Genomic DNA, 18540 nt, shown 5'->3' on the forward strand with positions numbered 1-18540 from the left:
AGGGCGGCTTCGCCGTCGCTCCGCGATGGCGCCGCAGGCGCCACCCTTGACGCTCGCCTGAGCGTCCGGCCCTCGTTCCACCAAGCGCTCCAGGGCGGAAAGTCTTCGAGACGGAACGGACAACCGTCCCAATTCTATCCCATAGCTTCTCTTTGCACGCCAAAGGCTCCAGGACGCTTGCAAGTCCCCCCTGGCCAGGAACCCTGTCGACGAACCGGGAGCCAGGATATGGACGAGCCTGCGGAGACGACGTGCGTCGAGCTGATCTGGCTGAAGGGCCGGCTTCAACGTTGGATCCGCTTTGGCCGCCCTGCCGCGGAAGTAATCCACGACCGCCGCCGCCGCACCCTCATGTTTCGGGAGGGCTCCATCTTCGCCCTGGTCCATTGGGAAGCCGGCGAATACGGCACGACCCTCTCGCGGCTCTGGGTCCTGCGCGCCGCCCCGCCGGGCGATCCCTTCGACCACGTTCCGTTCGTCAACCCCGGCGCCGAAGTCCTCCTCGACCTAAAGACCTGGGTGAAGGTCCGCGCCGGCCTGGACGCCATCGACGCCATCGAGGCGCTCGGCATCAATCCCGAGCGCGTCTGCCCCGACCACTGGCGCCATATCGGCGGCCGGATCGCCGTCGCTGAACCGGCGTCGTCCTACACCCGCGCCCGCCATCGCGCCTGGCTGTCGCGTAAGCGCCTTGGATTGATCGACGAGGCCGTCGCATGAAGGTCGAGACCAAGGTCTATCTGCCCGCCGATCTGGCCAAGGCCCTCGACCAACTGTCGATCCGCACCCGTCGACCCAAGTCGGAGATCGTGCGCGCGGCCCTGGCCTCATTCATGTCGCCAGACGGCGCTGAGCGCACGGAAGCGGCCTTGCTGCGCCGCCTGGACCGGATGAACAAACACATGGAGCGGTTGGAACGCGAAGCCCAGGTCGGCAACGAGGCGCTGGCGATCTTCATCCGTACCTGGCTTGGCGCGACGCCCGTCGTCTCAGCCGCCGATGAGCCGGCGACGCGGGCGCTGGGCCAGAAGCGCTATGGCAACTTCATCCAGGCCCTGAACCGTCGTCTCAGCAGCGGGGCCTCGCTCTCCGATCAGGCTTTCGAGCCTGGCGGCCTTGGACTCGATGGCGACGAGCCGACCGGGCGTTAGATGCCGAGGCCTCGGCTGCGCCCGAGCCGCCAGGAGATGTTCCCGCCCATCTCGACCGTGCCGGCGATGTCCTGGCCCTGATAGCGCTCCATCACCGGCCGCCATGGCACGAGCGCGAAGTCCATATGGCCTTCGATCACCGCGAACTTGCCCGACGCCAGTTGCAGGCTATCGACCAACTTGCCGCGCACCGCCTCGCCGGGCTCGGGCATCCGGAACGGCACGTTCCGTTCCTTGGCCATGGCCTCACCGCGCCGGCTGATCTCCTGACGCTCCAGCGTCGCCAGCAAGTCTGGCTTGGCGCGCCAATCGCCATCGACGCCGCGCGTGGCGTGACCCTGGCGAAGCAAGGCGTCCCGCCGCCGATCGAGGGCGCGCTCGACCTCTGCGCCAAAGCCCTGCGGTGCGGCCTCTAGCCGCCCGCCGCCGACGAGCTGACGATCGAGCCAGGTCGCGCCATCGCTGCGGATCTGGCTTTCCAGGTCGAAGGCCGACAACAGGCGCACCTGTGATCGGCGGCCCTGTTCGAAGGCCTCGGCGCGGGCTGCGAAGTCCCTGGGAATGCTCCAAACGTCCTCGCTCCATCGCTCCACGACACCGGCCCGGCGTAGCGCCTCCAGCCTGCGGGCGTGGGCTTCGACGAGATCGTCGGCGTTGGCGCCAGGCGGGAGCTTCATCTCGCCGCTGAGCAGCCGCTGGCGGTGGTCGCTGGGGCGATAGACGCCATCCTCGGCAAGGGCGGCGATGGTCCTGTCCGCTGGTCGGCTGGCGGGTCTGGCGCCGGTCTCGACGACAGCGCCGATGCGAATCTCGGCGGCGGTGTCGCCATCGACCTCGACATGCCGAACTCGGCCGTCGATCCCATCGACCACCAGGCCGACACGATCGCCCAACTCGTCGGTCAGCCGCTTGTCGATCACCCGCCCGGCCTTGGGCGTCGAGGGCTCGCCCGCCCCGTCGATAACGAAGGCCTCGGGGTTGGCCTCGCGACCGCGCCGGCTGACCGCTCGGCTCATGGCGCGGATGATGTCTCCGCGCTCGCCAAGGCCGCGCAAGGTCGGCTCAATATCATCGGCGAGCCTCCACACGCCGGGAGAGACCTGCTCGGCGAGGTCCATGCGTTCCAGGGTTCTTAAGCGGCCCTGGCGCAAGGTCGCCTCTTGATCGCCGCCCGCCTGGCCGGCGACTGGCCGCATGTCGATGGTGCGCGCAGCGCTCATGTCGGCGACGAGGCCGCGGTCGATATCCGTGAAGCGCTCGGCGGTGATCTCGGCCTCGCGCTTGCGGGCGATCTCCTGCTCGGTCTGTAGCCCAAGCTCCAAGGTCGCCAGCTCCTGGGCGCGATGGCGAAGGCCGTGGGTCAGGTAGTCCTGGGCGATGATCAGGTCCTTGCCGAACTCGTCCTTGCCCCGGACCACGACATGGCTGTGCGGGTGGCCGGTGTTGAAGTGATCGACCGCCACCCAATCGAGCTTGGTCCCTAGGTCGCGCTCCATCTGCCCCATGAGGTCGCGGGTGAAGGCGCGCATGTTCGAAAGGTCCGCGCCATCCTCGGGCGCGACGATGAACCGGAACTGGCGGCGATCGCCGGCGCCGCGCGCGGTGAAGGCCGCGCCGTCAACGCCCTCGCCGTCACGATCATAGAGGCTGGCGGGCTGGCCATCGCGGGTGACGCCATCACGCACGAGGTAGCGCAGATGCGCGCCGGCCGCCTGGCTTCCAAGCTTCAGGGCCGCCATGCGGGTCTTGATGACGACGCGGCGATAGCCGGCGGCGCCGCCGCGAAACTTCAGCGCGTTGGCGGCGTCCTGACCTCTGCCGATCCGCGAGCACCGGCCGGGGGATCCTGAGCGTCTGGCCGGGCCAGGCCCGCCTGATCGCGAGACCGTCCGCGCAGGCTTGGCGATAAGGCGCGAGAGGCGCTGTCCACGACCTACGGCTTGCCGTCCGTCGCTACGGATGCAGCCCGGCCGGATCTCGAAGTCCAAGAGGTGGTCGTCCATGGCGCCAGCTTGCGCTCATGGCCTCCAGCGGCAAGCGTGGCCGGGAGTAGGGCCAACTATGGCGTAGAAAAAGAAAGATTCCGGTCGCCCGGCGAGACCAGCCCCGCCGCTGGTGGTCTTGGAAATTCCAGTGTGCAGACAACCGCGTGTGGGACCGTTGGGCCCGGACGCTTCAATCTTGCCGTCACCTAAAAAACCACCTTAGAGCGCTCAATATGCGTCAATCTAGTTTGCCGAAATTCAAGCCAGAAATCTTGAACGTCGACGAATCCCCCAGAACACGATAATATCGTACAAAGAGAAACCCCGGCGAACAAATGGGTTATTGTAGGAAAGTTTTCCCCATCAGATTTTAAACGACTTTCGATTTCTCGATCTACATCTACAATTTTCTATAACTTGCCCAAGTTTACACCTGCAAATCCGCGCCCGCCGGTTCGATTCCGGCCCGGGCCTCCATTATGTTTCAAGCACTCCGTTGGCTATCGCCCAGTTTGCTGGTCTGCAGAATTCATTGTCGGTGATGCGCCCCTCCGAAACTCCTTCAGAAACACTCAGAGTCCGCTCCACCAGAGGACCGACAGGCGGAGCGATCAGGGAGCACGGAAGAGCAGATCAGCGGGGTGCGGCAAGAGCAGGACGCCGGCGCGCAGGTGTCCGCCGGTCGCCATTGGGCGCTGCCGCCCACCATGGCGTCAACGACCCAGCGTCATCTAATCCGCCGCTTCTCCAGCTTCCGCGCCAAAGTTCGGCGATGCATGCCAAGACGCCGGGCTGTTTCGGAAATGTTGAAGTCGGTCTCGACCAAGGTCTGGTGAATCCGCTCCCATTCCAGGTTCTTAATTGATGTAGCCTGTTGGCCAATGGCGGTGTCGACATCGCCCTCGCCCTTCCTGAAGGCCGCCTCGATATCGTCGGTGTTCGATGGCTTGGCCAGGTAATGGCTCGCGCCGAGCTTGATGGCTTCAACAGCCGTGGCGATGCTGGCGAAGCCCGTCAGGACCACGATCAACATGGACGGGTCGTGCTCAGCTAGGGCGCGCACGCAAGCAAGGCCGGACTCGCCGTCCAGCTTCAGGTCGATCACGGCGTAGCGTGGCGCGAAAACCGTCAACGCCGTGATCGCCTCGTCCAAGCCGCGAGCGTGTGCAACTTCGTAGCCGCGGCGCTCGAAGGAGCGTTTCAGCGTGGCGGCGAACTTCTCATCGTCCTCGATGATAATCAGCTTGCGGTCAGTCGACACGATGGCCTCCGATCTCGAGCGATGACAGCGGCAGGTCCAGGACGACCCGCGCGCCGCCTTCGGGACGGTTCGCGGCGCTGACGCGACCACCCAACTTGCGCAGCACATTGACGACCAGGAACAGGCCCAATCCGCCGCCGTCCCGCTCCTTGGTGGAATTATACGGCGTACCAAGGGCTTCAAGCGTGGCGTTGGTGAACCCCGCCCCGTCATCCTCGACCTCGATCCGGATCCAGCCGTTCCGTATCACCGCCATCAGCCGCGTCGTCGCGGCCGAAGCCTCGAGCGCATTATCGAGCACGTTGTGGATCACCTGTTTCAGGGTCGACTCGGCGACGATCGGCGTCGCATCCAGAAGGTCCGTGTCATAGATCAGATTGTGCTCGGCGCGACTGGCTCGCCACTCGGCGACAACCTCGTCCATGAAGGCGCGCAGCGTACTCGCCCTCACCTCACCGCTTCGGGCTTCGCCGGCGGACTGCAGGACCCCGCTGACGATCGCCTTGCAGCGGCTCACCTCGCCCCGCATATCCTCCAGCTCCTGGGCCAGTTCGGGGTTGGCGGCGAAAAAGGGCAGGCGGCGCCAATCGCCGAGGATGACGTCCAGCGTCGCCAGCGGCGTGCCCAGCTCATGCGCCGCGCCAGAGGCGAGAAGGCCCATGCGGACGATATGGGTTTCCTCCGCCGCCTGCTGGCGCAACTCGGCCAGCCGCGCGTCGTGCCGGCGCAGATTGGTGTTGATCTTGCCGACGAAGGTCACGAGCAACAGGGCGTCCAGCACGACGCCGATCAGCATGCCCATGACGAACAGCTCGAAGAAGGCCTGGTCGCTGAGGCCGGTCGTGATGATCGGACGATTGAACGCGATCAGCCCAACGAAGCAAAAGCTGATCAGCGCCACGATCGCCCAGGTCGCCCAAGCCTCGAGCAGCACCGCGCCCAGGATCACGTGCAGCAGATAGAGGGTGGTGAACGGATTGGTCGCGCCGCCGCTGAAATAGAGCTGGACGGTCAGAGCGAGGGCGTCGAGCGTCAGGGCGGCGAAGAGGTCGTAGGGCCCCAACGGCTCGGCGCGCTTGAGACGAAGCAGGCTGAACAGGTTCAGCGCCACCAGCGCCGCCAGGACCAGCATCATCTCGAAGAGCGGCAGCTTGAAGCGCAGCCCGAAATTCACCGCCAGGATCGTCACCACCTGGCCGGCCACGGCGATCCAGCGCAGTTGGATCAGCTGCAGCATGTTCTGTCGAGCGATCGCGTCCGAGGGACCGTTGGCGTTCTCGGCCGCGCGCGCGCCCGACAGCCAGCCCGAGACGCCGGAGATCAGGAAGCTGGCGCCAGGCGTCATTCGTCCTCTTTCCGATGGGTTCGACGCGCGTCAGCCACGACGTAGACCGCCGCGCCGCCCGTCAGCAGGGCAAGACCGAACCAGGTCAGGGCATAGATAAGATGGCTGTTGGGAAAACGCACGACGGTCAATCCGCCGCGGGGCCATCCGCCGGGGTTGGAGGTCGCGTCAGCGTCGACGAAATAGGGCGCCAGGGTCGTGATCCCTTGCGTGCGTCCGATGGCCTGGACATCGCGCGAGTACCAGCGTCCTTCGTCCGGTCGGTTGGCCCGCAGGAAGCCGCCGCCGGGCTCGCTGAGACGCAGCAATCCCACGACGGTGACCGGACCCGGCGCCTGGCCGGCGATGCGGGTGTCCGGCGTCTTGCGGGCGATGGGGACGAAGCCGCGATTGACCAGGACCGTAAAACCCTGCTCGGCCCGCAAGGGCGTCATCACCCAGAAGCCGGGACCAAGCTCGGTCACCGCCTGGGTCAGGACCTCGCGCTGATGATCGTAGACGCCGACGAGGCGCACCCGGCGATAGGCATCGCCTTCCCGGGTAAGCCCCGCCCATTGCGCCGGCTCGGGAGGCGGAACCGGCGCCGCCTGGAGGCGCTGCTCGACGCGGGCGATCAGGTCGAGCTTCCAGGCGCGCCGCTGGACCTGCCACGCGCCGAGCGCGGCGAACAACACCGTGAAGGCCACGCAGAGGCCGATCAGGACGATCGACCGCGTGCGCAGCCCCTGGGTCACGGCATCTGCTGCATGTCGTGCGCCGTCGCCGGCATCATGTGGGTGTTCAGATTGTGCATCACCCACAGCGAGCCGCTCAGCGTGATGATCACCAGGATCAGGGTGAACATCAGGGCTAGCAGGGTCCATCCGCCCTCCGAACGCGCGTTCATGTGCAGGAAGTAGATCATGTGGACCAGCACCTGGATCACCGCCAGACCCATCACCGCGACGGCGGTCATCTGGGGGGTCGGCAGGACATGGCCCATGACCAACCAGAACGGGATGGCCGTCAGGATCACCGCCAAGACGAAACCGATGACGTAGTCTTTCAGCGAGCCGTGGGCGCCGTCGTGGTGCTCGTCGTGCGCGTGGTGCGCGTCATGGCTGGCCGCGCTCATTTCAGGACTCCGAGCAGGTAGACAAACGAGAAGACGCCGATCCAGACGACGTCGAGGAAGTGCCAGAACATCGACAGGCACATCAGGCGGCGCTTCATCTCGGCGCCGAGACCGCGCTGGGCGACCTGGACCATCAGGGTGACCAGCCAGATGATGCCGAAGGTCACGTGCAGGCCGTGCGTGCCGACCAACACGAAGAACGACGACAGGAACGCGCTGCGCTGCGGACCGGCGCCTTCGCTGATCAGGTGATGGAACTCGTAGAGCTCCAGCGACAGGAAGCCGAGGCCCAGCAGGCCGGTGATCGCCAGCCAGGCCAGGACCGGCCTTACCTTCTTGGCCTGAGCCGAGATCATCGCGAAGCCGTAGGTGATCGACGACAGCAGCAGCAGGCCCGTGTTGACAGCCACCAGCGGCAGGTCGAACAGGTCCGCGCCCGACGGGCCGGCCGCGTAGTTGCGGCCGAGCACGGCATAGGTCGCGAACAACACCGCGAAGATCAGGCAATCGCTCATCAGGTAGATCCAGAACCCCAGCAGGGTCCCGTTCTCCGGATGGTGCTCCTTGGTCAGGTAGAAGCGGCTCTTGTCCGCCTCGGTGAGGGCATGGGCTTGAGAGGCCATGGTCAGGTCAGGCTCCGCAGGGCTTCGGTGCGCGCGTCCTCGACGCGGATGACCTCCTCGGCCGGGATGTAATAGTCACGCTTGAAGTTGAAGGTGTGGGCGATCGCGGCGCCGATCAGGGCGACGAACGAAACGGCCGCCAGCCACCAGATGTGCCAGATCAGCGCAAAGCCCAGCACCACGCTGATCCCAGCCAGGACCACGCCCGCGCCGGTGTTGGCGGGCATGTGGATCGGGATGAAGCCGGTCGTCGGGCGCTGATAGCCTCGCGCCTTCATGTCCCACCAGGCGTCAAGCTCGCTCACCACCGGCGTGAAGGCGAAGTTGTAGGCCGGCGGCGGCGACGAGGTCGACCACTCCAGCGTCCGGCCGCCCCAGGGGTCGCCGGTGACGTCGCGCAGGGCTTCGCGGTTGCGGATGCTGACGACGATCTGGACCAGGAAGGCCACGATCCCGCACAGGATGATCACCGCGCCGATGGCCGCGATCACGAACCAGATCTGCAAGCTGGGATCCTCGAAGTGGCTCATGCGACGGGTCACCCCCATCAGGCCCAGCACATAGAGCGGGGTGAAGGCGACCCAGAAGCCGACCAGCCAGCACCAGAACGAAACCTTGCCCCAGAACGGATCCAGCTTGAAGCCGAAGGCCTTGGGGAACCAGTAGGTGATGCCGGCGAACATGCCGAACACCACGCCGCCGATGATGACGTTGTGGAAGTGGGCGATCAGGAACAGGCTGTTGTGCAGAACGAAGTCGGCGGGCGGAACGGCCAGCAGCACGCCGGTCATGCCGCCGATCACGAAGGTGACCATGAAGCCGACGGTCCACAGCATGGGGACCTCGAACCGGATGCGACCGCGGTACATCGTGAACAGCCAGTTGAAGATCTTCGCGCCCGTCGGGATCGAGATGATCATCGTCGTGATCCCGAAGAACGAGTTCACGCTCGCGCCCGAGCCCATCGTGAAGAAGTGGTGCAGCCAGACGATGTAGGACAGGATCGTGATGACGACGGTGGCGTAGACCATCGAGCTGTAGCCGAACAGGCGCTTGCCGCAGAAGGTCGAGACGACTTCCGAGAACACGCCGAAGGCCGGCAGGATCAGGATGTAGACCTCCGGGTGACCCCAGATCCAGATCAGGTTCACGTACATCATCGGGTTGCCGCCGAAGTCGTTCGTGAAGAAGTTGGTCAGCAGGTAGCGGTCGGCGGTCAGCAGGGCCAGGGTGGCCGTCAGGATCGGGAAGGTCGCCACGATCAGGACGTTGGTGCACAGGGCGGTCCAGGTGAAGACCGGCATCTTCATCAGGCTCATGCCCGGCGCGCGCATCTTGATGATGGTCACGACCAGGTTGATGCCCGAGAGCGTCGTCCCGACCCCCGCGACCTGCAGGGCCCAGATGTAGTAGTCGACCCCGACGTCGGGGCTGTAGGCCAGGTTCGACAGCGGCGGATAGGCCAGCCAGCCGGTGCGGGCGAACTCGCCCACGAACAGCGAGGCCATGACCAGCACAGCGCCGCCGACCGTCATCCAGAAGCTGAAATTGTTCAGGAATGGAAAGGCCACGTCGCGCGCGCCGATCTGCAGCGGCACCGACAGGTTCATCAGGCCCGTGACCAGCGGCATGGCCACGAAGAAGATCATGATCACGCCGTGGGCGGTGAAGATCTGGTCGTAGTGGTGCGGCGGCAGGTAGCCGGCGACCTCGCCGAACGCCATGGCCTGCTGGGCCCGCATCATCAGGGCGTCGGCGAAGCCGCGCAGCAGCATGACGATGGCCAGGATGATGTACATCACCCCGATCTTCTTGTGGTCGACGCTGGTCAGCCACTCGCGCCACAGATAGCCCCACAGCTTGTAGCGGGTCAGCAGGCCCAGCACCGTCAGGCCGCCCAGGGCCACCATGGCGAAGGTGGCGAGCAGTATGGGCTCGTGCAGCGGAATGGCGTCCCAGGTGAGACGGCCGAAGATGAATTTGACGAGGTCCGGGGACATTTGACGTCTCTAGGAAATCAGCGCGCCGAGGGGCCGGCGAAAGGAGCGCACAGGGCGGCGACGAACGAGCGGAAACCACCGCCCTGTTCGCCACGCCGGACGCGCTTGTCGTATTCGAGGGTGGTGACGTTGTAGACGCCGGCCATCCCGAGGCCGCCCTTGGCGTCGATCGCCATCATGTCGTGCTGGCACATCTTGCCCGGCTCGACGCAGCGGTTGACCGCCTTGTGGAAGAGGTCGGCGTCCACGGCGGCGAAGCGCTGGGGCGGGACCCTCTCGCTGGGCTTTTCAAGGACGAGGTAGCGCGAGCCGTCCAGGCGGCCGCCGCCCTTGCGGACCTCCTCGGTCCAGCGCGCGAACGCGTCCTCGCTCATGCCGCGGAACTTGAAGCGCATGTGCGAGAAGCCCTCGCCGCTGTAGTTGGCCGAGAAGCCGTCATAGACGCCCGGCTTGTTGATCACCGCGTGCAGCTTGGTCGTCATGCCGGGCATGGCGTAGATCTGGCCGGCCAGGGCCGGCACGTAGAACGAGTTCATCACCGACGAGCTGGTCAGCTCGAAGTTCAGCGGCCGATCGACCGGCGCGGCCATCTCGTTGACCGTGGCGATCCCCAGCTCCGGGTAGATGAACAGCCACTTCCAATCGAGGGCCACGACCTGGACCTTCAGCGGCTTGACGTTCTCGGCCGAGCGGCCCGGCGCGATGCGATCCAGCGGACGATAGGGGTCCAGCAGGTGGGTGCTGCTCCAGGTCACCGCGCCCAAGATGGTGATGATCACCAGCGGCGCGGCCCAGATCACGATCTCCAACCGGGTGGAGTGGTGCCAGTCTGGATCGTACTTGGCCGCCTCGTTCGAGCGCCGGTACTTCCACGCGAAGAACAGCGTCAAGGCGATCACCGGCACGATGATCAGCAGCATCAGCACGGTCGCAATGATGATCAGGTCGCGCTGCTGGGCGGCGATGTCGCCGGAAGGGTTCATGACGACCCAGTCGCAGCCGCCCAGCGCCAGTATCAGCGGCGTCAGAGCGAGCATCTTCAGCGGGATCGAGCTTTTCTTGAGCCTGAAATTCAGTCGCATGGGCGCGCTCATACGCTCGGGCGCCGCGACGCAACATTGGACCGTTTGTCCTAGGTCAAGCGTCCGCTTGACGATGATCAACCGGCGCCGCCTTTGGCCTGGGCGGCGTCGTGGAGCCGGAGCGCTCTGAAGGCGTTTGCCACACGCCCCCCGTTCGCGGCATGCTCGCGCCTAGACCGCCGGCAAGGCGGCGCGAGGCTGGGACGGAAAACAAGGACGAGGCGCGTCACGATGGCTCACGAATTTGCAGTCCCAACCTCCTCAGGCCTTGAGCGAGACGCGCGCCGCCTCCACGCTGACCATAAGGGCGCGCGCCCTGGGGAGATCGCCCTGGGCGTCGTTATCGGCCGCACCTCGGAATTCTTCGACTTCTTCGTCTACGCCATCGCCTCGGTGTTGGTGTTCCCCCAGCTGGTGTTCCCGTTCGTGGACCGGCTGACCGGCGTCATGCTGGCCTTCGCTCTGTTCTCGCTGGCATTCGTGGCGCGGCCGATCGGCTCGGTGATCTTCGGCGCCATCGACCGGCGCTATGGACGAGGCGTCAAGCTGACGGTCGCGCTCTTCCTGCTGGGCGGATCGACGGCCACCATCAGCTTCCTGCCAAGTTACGCCGTCATCGGTCCTCTTTCGATCTGGGCGCTTGCCATCTGCCGGATCGGTCAGGGTCTGGCGCTCGCCGGCGCCTGGGACGGCATGGCCTCTCTGCTGGCGCTCAACGCGCCCGATAACAAGCGCGGCTGGTACGCGATGATCCCGCAACTGGGCGCGCCGTTCGGCTTCATGCTGGCGAGCGGCCTCTTTGCCTATTTCGTCTCGACTCTGGCGCCGGCCGACTTCCTGGACTGGGGATGGCGCTATCCGTTCTTCGCGGCTTTCGCGATCAATGTCGTGGCCCTGTTCGCGCGCCTACGGATCGTGGCGACCGAAGAGTTCGGCGCCTTGTTCGAAGCCCGGGAGCTGCGCCCCGTGCGGATCGCCAGTCTGGTGCGGGCCGAGGGCGGCAACGTCCTGATCGGGGCCTTCGCGCCGCTGGCCACCTTCGCGATGTTCCACCTGGTGACCGTCTTCCCCCTGTCCTGGGTGGCCCTGCACGACGACCGCCAGGCCCTGACCTTCCTGCGCATCGAGCTGATCGGCGCGCTGTTCGGGGTCGCGGGCATCCTGGCCTCCGGCTGGATCGCCGACCGCATCACGCGCCAGAACCAGCTGGCCCTCTCGGCCCTGCTGATCGGCGCCTTTAGCCTGCTCGCCCCGCGCCTGCTGGACGGCGGTTCGCTGGGCCAGACGGCCTACGTGATCGTCGGCTTCATCATCCTGGGGCTGTCCTTCGGCCAGGCCGCCGGCGCGGTGAGCTCGGGCTTCTCCAAGCGCTATCGCTATACCGGCGCGGCCGTGACCTCGGACCTGTCCTGGCTGATCGGCGCGGGCTTCGCGCCTTTGACCGCCCTTGGCCTGGCCAGCCTGTGGGGCCTACCGGCCATCGGTCTCTATCTGGCGTCTGGCGCGATCGCGACCCTCCTGGCCCTGACGATCGATCGACGTCGCCGGTTGGGCCGGAAGTAGCCAACAAGCCCTGCGCCGACGTCCACGGCGTTTGGCGCCCACCCGGCGTTTCAGAAGGCGACCGCGCCGGTGCCGGCCTATTTGACGGCGATGAAGACCGGGTTGGCGTAGAACCACAGGTCTGACCAAGGATCCTCGCCCAAGGGGTCCGGCAGCGGCTCGGGCTCATCGCCGCCCGTCCCGCGAACCCGGATGTAGGTCGGGCCTTGCACGTTCTTGAGCACGTGGATCATCGACAACACCTCGCCGTCGCGGACCCAGGAGGTCGGGGTGAAGGCGCGGACGACGCGCGTGGTGGGATTGACGTCCAGCGCACGGTTGCTCGCGGGGCCCATGACGTCGCCCTGGATCAGGTCGATGCGGGCGACGCTCGGCGAGAATCCGCCGAAATTCTTGCCCGAGGGATCGCGAACGCGGATCACGACCGTGACGTCGGCTCCCGCCGGAACCTCCAGACGCCCGCCGATCTCGGCCTTGCGGCCACCGGCCATGGCCGTGACGTCGACCTCGGAAACCAGGTCGCCCAGGGTCACGAAGATCCGTCCGTTGCGCAGGCCGTCCAGCACGTCGTCATAGGTGCGCACGGCCTTCACATAGGTCTTCGAATATTCGCCGGGCCAGAAGTCGTCGCCGCCGTCGGTGTAGTGACGGTGGGAGTCCGAGGTCGAGGTGATCCACCAGCGGCGGCCCTCGCCCAGCATGGCGTCCCAGAAGCCGCCCAGCTTGGCGGTCATCTGATCGAAGCCGCCCATGGTCGGCGCGCGCGAATAGCCGCCCCGGTCGCCCTTGGGCTTGAGCGAACCGTCGGGATTCAGGCTCGAGGCTTGATGCCCAGGCGCACCCTCCATGCCAACGGCGACATCAGGGGCGGTGTCGTTCCAATCGCGAAGCTCGGACGGCGAGACCAGGCCATAGCGCCCCACGCCCGTCGCTGATCTGGACGGGTGGTTGGCGATCACGACCGGGGGCCGGGGCAGCGCCTTCATGTGACGCAGGGCCTCCAGCATGAAGCCCTCCGTGTCGCGCGCCGGATCGGCGGGCCAGGGCTCACGTCGATTGTAGCCGCTTTCGATCCCGAACAGGGCGTCGCGCTCCAGGGCCGAGCGCGGGAGGATGAGGCTAGAATGCTCAGCCGCGGGGGTGTCCAGTTCCATCCCCCAGAACTGCAGCACGCCCGGCGTCTCTCGTCGGGATCGCAGAAGCTCGGGATAGGCCTCGTCTCGGTTCAGCTTCGAATGGTTCGGACCGCCGTGGTCGGTGGCGACCATCCAAGTGAGGCCATGCCTGGCCGCCATGCGGGCGTTGGTGGTGATCGGATTGCTGGCGTCCCCGGCCTTGATCAGGATCGGGGGCTGGGAAGGATCGGCGGCGGGCTTCACCGACACGCTGAACCAGCTGTGCACATGATGATCGCCAGCCAGCCAGCGGCGCTGCGCCGGCCTGGCGGGGCGCGTCGCCCTGTGCGCGGGCCCGACCGGTTCAACGGCGTGTCCAGGATGCGCCGACGTGGGCGTCCAGGCGCTCGTCGCGAGGCACAGGGCGATGGCGGCCGCGGCGCGAGGGCGGCGGAGGCGGACGGGACGAACAAACCAATTCAGCATGGGTGCTCTCTAGCCTTGGGTTGCGACGATTCTTCTTCGCTTTCCCCCAAAAGTCGCGACCGGCTCGGCGCATCCGGGCCGGTTGGCGCCAGCGCGCTATCGTAGAGCTGACATCCGCCGTCCGCGACCGCGAAGAGCGCAGGGTGGCGGCGCACGCGATCGAACCGCCGAAGCGGCCCGCGCGCGCTCGCGCGGGCCGCTTCTTTAAAGGCCTATTGATCTAGAACTTGGCCCGCAGGCCGAAGCTGATCGTACGGCCATAGTTGGTGTAGCCGCCGAACCAGCCACCCTTGATGAACTGCCGCTGCGAGGCCTTCGTCAGGTTCTGCCCCTCGATCGCCGCGGTGATCTGCGGCGTGATCTTGTAGCTGACGCTGCCGTCCAGAGAGCCGAACGCCTTGTCGTTCAGCGCCGACAGGCCCGCCCCGCCGACATCCTGCAGGACGTCGTCGACCCAGCTGTAGCTGGCGCGGGCCGCGAAACGGTCCTTCTCGTAGAAGGCCGTCACGTTGAAGCTGTTCTTGGCGACATTGACCATCTCGTCCTTCAAGGTCGGCGAGTAGGTCGCTTCGGTGTCGGTGTAGGTATAGTTGGCCAGGAAGCCGAGGCCGTCGAATGGCGCGGGCAGGCTCTTGAACAGGTGCTGGTAGGCCAGCTCGACGCCCTTGATCGTCGCCTTGCCGCCATTGGTCGGCGAGGTCAGCACATAGGTCTGCCCATCGACGACGATGTTGGTGTTCTGGCTGTAAACAAAGGTCGTGATGTCCTTGTAGAACGCGCCGGCCACCAGCGCGCTGCCTGGGGCGAAGTACCACTCAAGGGTCGCGTCATACTGCCAGGCCTCGAACGGCTTCAGCAGCGGATTGCCGCCCACGGCCGTCAGCAGGGTCCCGGAATTCAGCGTCAGGCGCGGCGCCAAGTCGGCCAGGGACGGCCGGGTGATCACCTTGGCGGCGGCCACGCGGGCCTGCAGGGCGTCGGTCAGCTCCAGGGCGAAGTTGGCCGTCGGCAAGACGTCGGTATAGGTCTTCTCGAAGCGGACGGGCAGCGCGGCCTTGCCGTTGTCGGCGTGACCGGCCGAGACCTGCTTGGTCTGGGCCACCCGCACGCCGACCTCGCCGCGCAGGGGCGCGCCGAACAGCCTGGTGTCGATGTCGCCCAGGGCGTAGCCGGCCGAGATCTTCTCGGACACGCGATACGAGTTGCGCTGGTCCGCGCGGGCCGTGCCCTTCTGGTTCGGGTCGCGCAGGGCCCAGAAGGCGGCCGGATCCGGCATGGCCCAGCTCGTCGGCAGGCCGACCGAGGCGCCGCCCAGGAAGTCGCTGACCGGGAACGGGTCGAAATAGTCCGCGCCGAAGAACTTGCCGGTCAGGTTGGTCGTGTAGTTGATGTCGGCGCGATTATAGGACCGCGAGCGCTCGCGAAACTTGACCCCGAACTGAAGACGGCTGACCGGACCCAGGGTCATCGGCCGCTCGGCGTCGAACTGCAGGGCGGTCTCGTCGTCCGTGGCGTCGTTGACCCGCCACTCGATACGGCGGAACGGCAGCAGGGACGGGTTGTTGAGGTCGGCGGTCGCCAGACTGACGTCCGGCAGGCCGTCGCCGGCTTGGGGCAGGTTGAACGTCGCGCGGCCCATCGAGCCCTGCAGACGGGTGCGGGTGATCGGCTTGGAGGTTTCCGAATAGGCCCGGGCGTAGGCGAGGTCACCGGTGATCGTCCAGTCCTCGAGCTTCTGACGGATCTTGCCGGCGATCATCATGTTGTCGTGCGCCAGGTCGCTGACCTCGCGGCCGATCTGGCTGCTGGTGTTCGCCACGCCGCCGGTCATGACGCCGTCCTTGATCACGGCGGAGCCGGCGACCAGGGTCGAGAGATCAGGATCGACCGAATAGGTCAGCTCGTCATAGTGGTCGTCGAGCTTGGTGTAGCTGCCGTCCAGCGTGATCTCGGTGGCGTCGCTGGGACGATACTGAGCCGACAGAACGACACCCTTGCGTTCGCGGTCCTCGCGCTCGAGCGTCGGGCGGATATTGGTCGCGTACAGCTGCACGCCCTGGGCGATCAGGCTCTTTCCCAGGGTGGTGCTGGCGCTGGGATAGCTCCAGCCCACGCCCGTGATGCGGTCCTGGCGCAAGGTGCGCTGGTCATAGACCGCCGCCGCCAGCACGCCGAAGGTGTCGGCCGCGTTGGTCCAGCTGGCCAGGCCCGACACGCGCGGGTCGGTCTTGTCGGCGAGCTCGGGACGGCTGGCGGTGGCCGACAGCGCCAAGGTCGTGCGGCCTAGATCCAGCGGGCGAAAGGTCTTGATATCGACCACGCCGCCGATCGCCCCCTCGTCCAGGGACGCCAGCGGGGTCTTGCCGACCTCGACGCCGGCCACCAGTTCGGATGGCAGGGTGTCGAAGCGGAACTGGCGGCCGCTCTGGCCGCTGTCCCGCATGTTCTCGTTCACCGCGGCGCTGCGGCCGTTCAGGGTGACGATCTGGAAGTTCGGACCCAGGCCCCGGACGCGGACGAACAGACCCTCGCCCCGGTCGCGGGTGATGGCCACGCCGGGCACGCGCTGCAGGGCCTCGGCGATGTTGTTGGACGGAAACTTGCCGATGTCCTCGGCCGAGATGGCGTCGACGACATTGGCGGCCTTGCGCTTTTCGTTCAGCGCGCGGGCGAGCGAGTTGGCGAAGCCGCCGGTGACGACGAGTTCTTCGATCTCGGTGGGCTCGTCGGCCCGCGCCGCGACAGCCTCGGCGCGCGGAGCAGCCGCCGTAGCGGCGCTGGGCGCGGTGGAGACCCTCTGGGCCGCCGGGCGCAGGATCGCCGCGCCGCCGTTGCGCACGAAGGTCAGGCCGGTGCCGCGCAGCAGTTCGGCCAGGCCGCGCTCGGCGTCGAACTGGCCGCGCACCCCGTTGGTGTGCTTGCCGCTGAGAAGCGCCGGATCGGCCAGGACCTGCAGGCCCGTGGCCCGGGAAAAGCTCGGCAAGGCCGAGGCCAGATCGCCCGCCGGGATCGCCAGGGTCGGCTTTTCGGAGGGCGCGGCCAGGACGGGGCTCGCCGTCAGCAACGCGGCCGCGGAGGCCGAGCCCAGCCAGGTCCAGATGTTCGAAGTCATGTCATGATCCCCGTTTTCGCGCGGCGTTCAACGCCGGTTCGGCGGGGAAGACGCCGGCGCCCCCCGAACCCGGACAGGGATTTTTGTGAAGTTTCGGCGACGCGCTCAGCGCGAGAGCGTCAATCCGTCCGATGACTGACGAACGGTGAAGCCGTGCATCAGCGCCAGATTGCGCACCAGCGCCTGCGGCTCGTCGAGCCGGAAGCGGCCAGCCACCCGCTGACGCCCCAAGGCCGGATCGGCGATCGTGATCGGAATGGCCGAGGCGCGATTGAGCCGCTCGACCAGTCGCGCCAAGGGGATGCCGTCCGTTTCCAGCCAGCCCGAGCGCCAGTCGTCGGCCTGCAGATCGAACGCGCGGACCGCCGACAACCGCCCCTCCTTGGCGAACGCCCGCTGGCCCTGGGTCAGCTCGGCCGTGCGATGGATCAGTCCCGCCGGCGCCAGCCGCACGCGTCCCCGGCGCACCGAAAGCTCAAGACGTCCATCGCCGCGCTCGAGGTCGAAGGCCGTGCCCAGCACGCGGGCCGAGCCTTCGGGCGCCTTGACTGTGAACGGCCGCCCCGCGTCGTGAGCGACGTCGAAGAAGGCCTCGCCGCTCACCAGCTCGACCTGGCGCTGCCGCGCGCCCAGGCGCACTTCGAGGCGGGTGGCTCCGTCCAGGGTGACCTGCGTGCCGTCGGCCAGGTTCGCGACCCGGTGCTGGCCCGGCGCGGTCTGCAGCACCAAGGGCGCGACGGTCATCAGCTGAATTTGGGGCCAGGCAAGGAAGGCGGCCAGGCCGCAAGCTGCGAGACCGCCCGCCAGCGCGGTCCAACGTCCAGCGCGGCGCGGAACGCTCCGCCGCTGCTCGCTCAGCCGCATCGCTTCGGCCAGGGCGGGGTCCTGACTGGCGCGCCAAACCTGATCGAAAGCCTGGCCGTGCGCCGGGTCGGCCGACTTCCAGGTCTCGAAGGCGGCGTCCTGGCGGTCGCCGGCGTCCAGTCGTCGCGCGGCCCAGACGGCGGCCTCTTGGCGGGCGCGGCTCATCGGCGGCCTCCGCCGGCGCGGCGCTCGGCTCGGGCGATTTCGCGATGCAGCTGCTCCAGCGCCCGCGCCACGTGCTTTTCGACGGCCGCCTCGCTGAGGCTGAGATCTTGGGCGATCTGGCGCGGCGAGTGGCCGTGCAATCGGCGTCGGATGAACACGTCACGACGCAAGGGCGGCATGGCGTCCAGCGCCTTGCCGAACACCTCGACCTTCTGGCGATGCATCAGGATCTGCTCCGGCGCGGGGGCTTGGCAGGGAATGTCGTCGTCCAGCGCCTGGGCGGGCCGTCGGCTGGCGCGGCGGAAGTGATCGCGCACCAGGTTCAACGCGATGCGATAGCCCAGCGCGGCTCGATCGACGATGGTCCGCGCCTGCTCATAGGCCAGCAGGCGTTCGAACGTCTCCTGCACCAGATCCTCGGCCGTCGCGGGGTCCCGCGTGCGCCGAACGATGAACTGATAAAGGTCGCGCCGCTGCGCGCGCAGGCCGGCCAGGTCGCTCATCGAAGCGCTTCCCTCGCCCAGAGAGCGGAATGACGAATGGACCGGCCGAGCATGGTGCGGCGCTAGCACGACTTTATGACAGTAAAGCCGCCCCCCACCGACCATCCGCCTCGCGCCAGGCGGTCATCTGCGGGTTCGATGATCGCCCCGGCCGCCGACGGGACCGTTGCC

15 protein-coding genes are annotated in these 18540 nt (G+C 67.0%); 3 read left to right on the top strand and 12 right to left on the bottom strand.

Annotated features, from left to right (window positions below; translation table 11 throughout):
• Positions 1-228 precede the first annotated feature (228 nt).
• Positions 229-720: a DUF2840 domain-containing protein gene (locus Q0379_RS03675; RefSeq protein ID WP_299004368.1), complete on the top strand. Its 492-nt coding sequence runs from the start codon at positions 229-231 to the stop codon at positions 718-720.
• Positions 717-1151 (top strand): ribbon-helix-helix protein, CopG family, encoded by a 435-nt coding sequence (locus Q0379_RS03680; RefSeq protein ID WP_299004370.1) that lies wholly within the window; start codon positions 717-719, stop codon positions 1149-1151. The genes Q0379_RS03675 and Q0379_RS03680 overlap by 4 nt, the downstream gene beginning before the upstream one ends.
• On the opposite strand, the gene Q0379_RS03685 is transcribed toward Q0379_RS03680, so the two are convergent.
• From Q0379_RS03685 to cyoA, 8 genes are all read right to left on the bottom strand, one after another.
• On the bottom strand, positions 1148-3154 hold the full coding sequence (locus tag Q0379_RS03685; protein WP_299004372.1) for a DUF3363 domain-containing protein: 2007 nt from the start codon (positions 3152-3154) through the stop codon (positions 1148-1150). The genes Q0379_RS03680 and Q0379_RS03685 overlap by 4 nt on opposite strands.
• A gap of 709 nt (positions 3155-3863) precedes the next feature.
• The gene (locus Q0379_RS03690) at positions 3864-4397 is read right to left on the bottom strand and encodes a response regulator transcription factor (protein WP_299004374.1); all 534 of its coding nucleotides are present in this window, start codon (positions 4395-4397) and stop codon (positions 3864-3866) included.
• The gene (locus Q0379_RS03695) at positions 4387-5742 is read right to left on the bottom strand and encodes an ATP-binding protein (RefSeq protein ID WP_299004376.1); all 1356 of its coding nucleotides are present in this window, start codon (positions 5740-5742) and stop codon (positions 4387-4389) included. The genes Q0379_RS03690 and Q0379_RS03695 overlap by 11 nt, the downstream gene beginning before the upstream one ends.
• Entirely contained in the window at positions 5739-6476 is a 738-nt protein-coding gene (locus tag Q0379_RS03700; RefSeq protein WP_299004378.1) for an SURF1 family protein, read from the bottom strand. The genes Q0379_RS03695 and Q0379_RS03700 overlap by 4 nt, the downstream gene beginning before the upstream one ends.
• The gene (cyoD, locus tag Q0379_RS03705) at positions 6473-6856 is read right to left on the bottom strand and encodes a cytochrome o ubiquinol oxidase subunit IV (RefSeq protein ID WP_299004380.1); all 384 of its coding nucleotides are present in this window, start codon (positions 6854-6856) and stop codon (positions 6473-6475) included. The genes Q0379_RS03700 and cyoD overlap by 4 nt, the downstream gene beginning before the upstream one ends.
• Positions 6853-7479, bottom strand: coding sequence for a cytochrome o ubiquinol oxidase subunit III (gene cyoC, locus Q0379_RS03710; RefSeq protein ID WP_299004382.1), 627 nt, complete (start codon positions 7477-7479; stop codon positions 6853-6855). The genes cyoD and cyoC overlap by 4 nt, the downstream gene beginning before the upstream one ends.
• A gap of 2 nt (positions 7480-7481) precedes the next feature.
• The gene (cyoB, locus tag Q0379_RS03715) at positions 7482-9479 is read right to left on the bottom strand and encodes a cytochrome o ubiquinol oxidase subunit I (protein WP_299004385.1); all 1998 of its coding nucleotides are present in this window, start codon (positions 9477-9479) and stop codon (positions 7482-7484) included.
• Between the two features lie 17 nt (positions 9480-9496).
• Positions 9497-10516 (bottom strand): ubiquinol oxidase subunit II, encoded by a 1020-nt coding sequence (cyoA, locus tag Q0379_RS03720; RefSeq protein ID WP_299004501.1) that lies wholly within the window; start codon positions 10514-10516, stop codon positions 9497-9499.
• A gap of 276 nt (positions 10517-10792) precedes the next feature.
• Here cyoA and Q0379_RS03725 point away from each other — a divergent pair, with 276 nt between their 5' ends.
• Positions 10793-12124 (top strand): MFS transporter, encoded by a 1332-nt coding sequence (locus Q0379_RS03725; RefSeq protein WP_299004387.1) that lies wholly within the window; start codon positions 10793-10795, stop codon positions 12122-12124.
• A gap of 77 nt (positions 12125-12201) precedes the next feature.
• On the opposite strand, the gene Q0379_RS03730 is transcribed toward Q0379_RS03725, so the two are convergent.
• From Q0379_RS03730 to Q0379_RS03745, 4 genes are all read right to left on the bottom strand, one after another.
• Positions 12202-13725 (bottom strand): phosphoesterase, encoded by a 1524-nt coding sequence (locus Q0379_RS03730; RefSeq protein ID WP_299004389.1) that lies wholly within the window; start codon positions 13723-13725, stop codon positions 12202-12204.
• Positions 13726-13945: 220 nt separating this feature from the next.
• On the bottom strand, positions 13946-16837 hold the full coding sequence (locus tag Q0379_RS03735) for a TonB-dependent receptor (RefSeq protein WP_299004391.1): 2892 nt from the start codon (positions 16835-16837) through the stop codon (positions 13946-13948).
• Positions 16838-16942: 105 nt separating this feature from the next.
• Positions 16943-17866 carry a FecR family protein gene (locus Q0379_RS03740; RefSeq protein ID WP_299004393.1) on the bottom strand — a complete coding sequence of 308 codons (924 nt, stop codon included), beginning with the start codon at positions 17864-17866 and terminating at the stop codon, positions 16943-16945.
• Positions 17863-18369, bottom strand: coding sequence for an RNA polymerase sigma factor (locus Q0379_RS03745; RefSeq protein WP_299004395.1), 507 nt, complete (start codon positions 18367-18369; stop codon positions 17863-17865). The genes Q0379_RS03740 and Q0379_RS03745 overlap by 4 nt, the downstream gene beginning before the upstream one ends.
• Positions 18370-18540 lie beyond the last annotated feature (171 nt).

It is taken from the genome of uncultured Caulobacter sp. (genome assembly GCF_937900395.1).
GTDB lineage: Bacteria > Pseudomonadota > Alphaproteobacteria > Caulobacterales > Caulobacteraceae > Caulobacter.

Coding starts and splice junctions, on each gene's coding strand:
- Q0379_RS03675 (WP_299004368.1), top strand. CDS start 229: ATGGACGAGCCTGCGGAGACGACGTGCGTCGAGCTGATCTGGCTGAAG.
- Q0379_RS03680 (WP_299004370.1), top strand. CDS start 717: ATGAAGGTCGAGACCAAGGTCTATCTGCCCGCCGATCTGGCCAAGGCC.
- Q0379_RS03685 (WP_299004372.1), bottom strand. CDS start 3,154: ATGGACGACCACCTCTTGGACTTCGAGATCCGGCCGGGCTGCATCCGT.
- Q0379_RS03695 (WP_299004376.1), bottom strand. CDS start 5,742: ATGACGCCTGGCGCCAGCTTCCTGATCTCCGGCGTCTCGGGCTGGCTG.
- cyoD (WP_299004380.1), bottom strand. CDS start 6,856: ATGAGCGCGGCCAGCCATGACGCGCACCACGCGCACGACGAGCACCAC.
- cyoC (WP_299004382.1), bottom strand. CDS start 7,479: ATGGCCTCTCAAGCCCATGCCCTCACCGAGGCGGACAAGAGCCGCTTC.
- cyoB (WP_299004385.1), bottom strand. CDS start 9,479: ATGTCCCCGGACCTCGTCAAATTCATCTTCGGCCGTCTCACCTGGGAC.
- cyoA (WP_299004501.1), bottom strand. CDS start 10,516: ATGCTCGCTCTGACGCCGCTGATACTGGCGCTGGGCGGCTGCGACTGG.
- Q0379_RS03725 (WP_299004387.1), top strand. CDS start 10,793: ATGGCTCACGAATTTGCAGTCCCAACCTCCTCAGGCCTTGAGCGAGAC.
- Q0379_RS03730 (WP_299004389.1), bottom strand. CDS start 13,725: ATGCTGAATTGGTTTGTTCGTCCCGTCCGCCTCCGCCGCCCTCGCGCC.
- Q0379_RS03735 (WP_299004391.1), bottom strand. CDS start 16,837: ATGACTTCGAACATCTGGACCTGGCTGGGCTCGGCCTCCGCGGCCGCG.
- Q0379_RS03740 (WP_299004393.1), bottom strand. CDS start 17,866: ATGAGCCGCGCCCGCCAAGAGGCCGCCGTCTGGGCCGCGCGACGACTG.
- Q0379_RS03745 (WP_299004395.1), bottom strand. CDS start 18,369: ATGAGCGACCTGGCCGGCCTGCGCGCGCAGCGGCGCGACCTTTATCAG.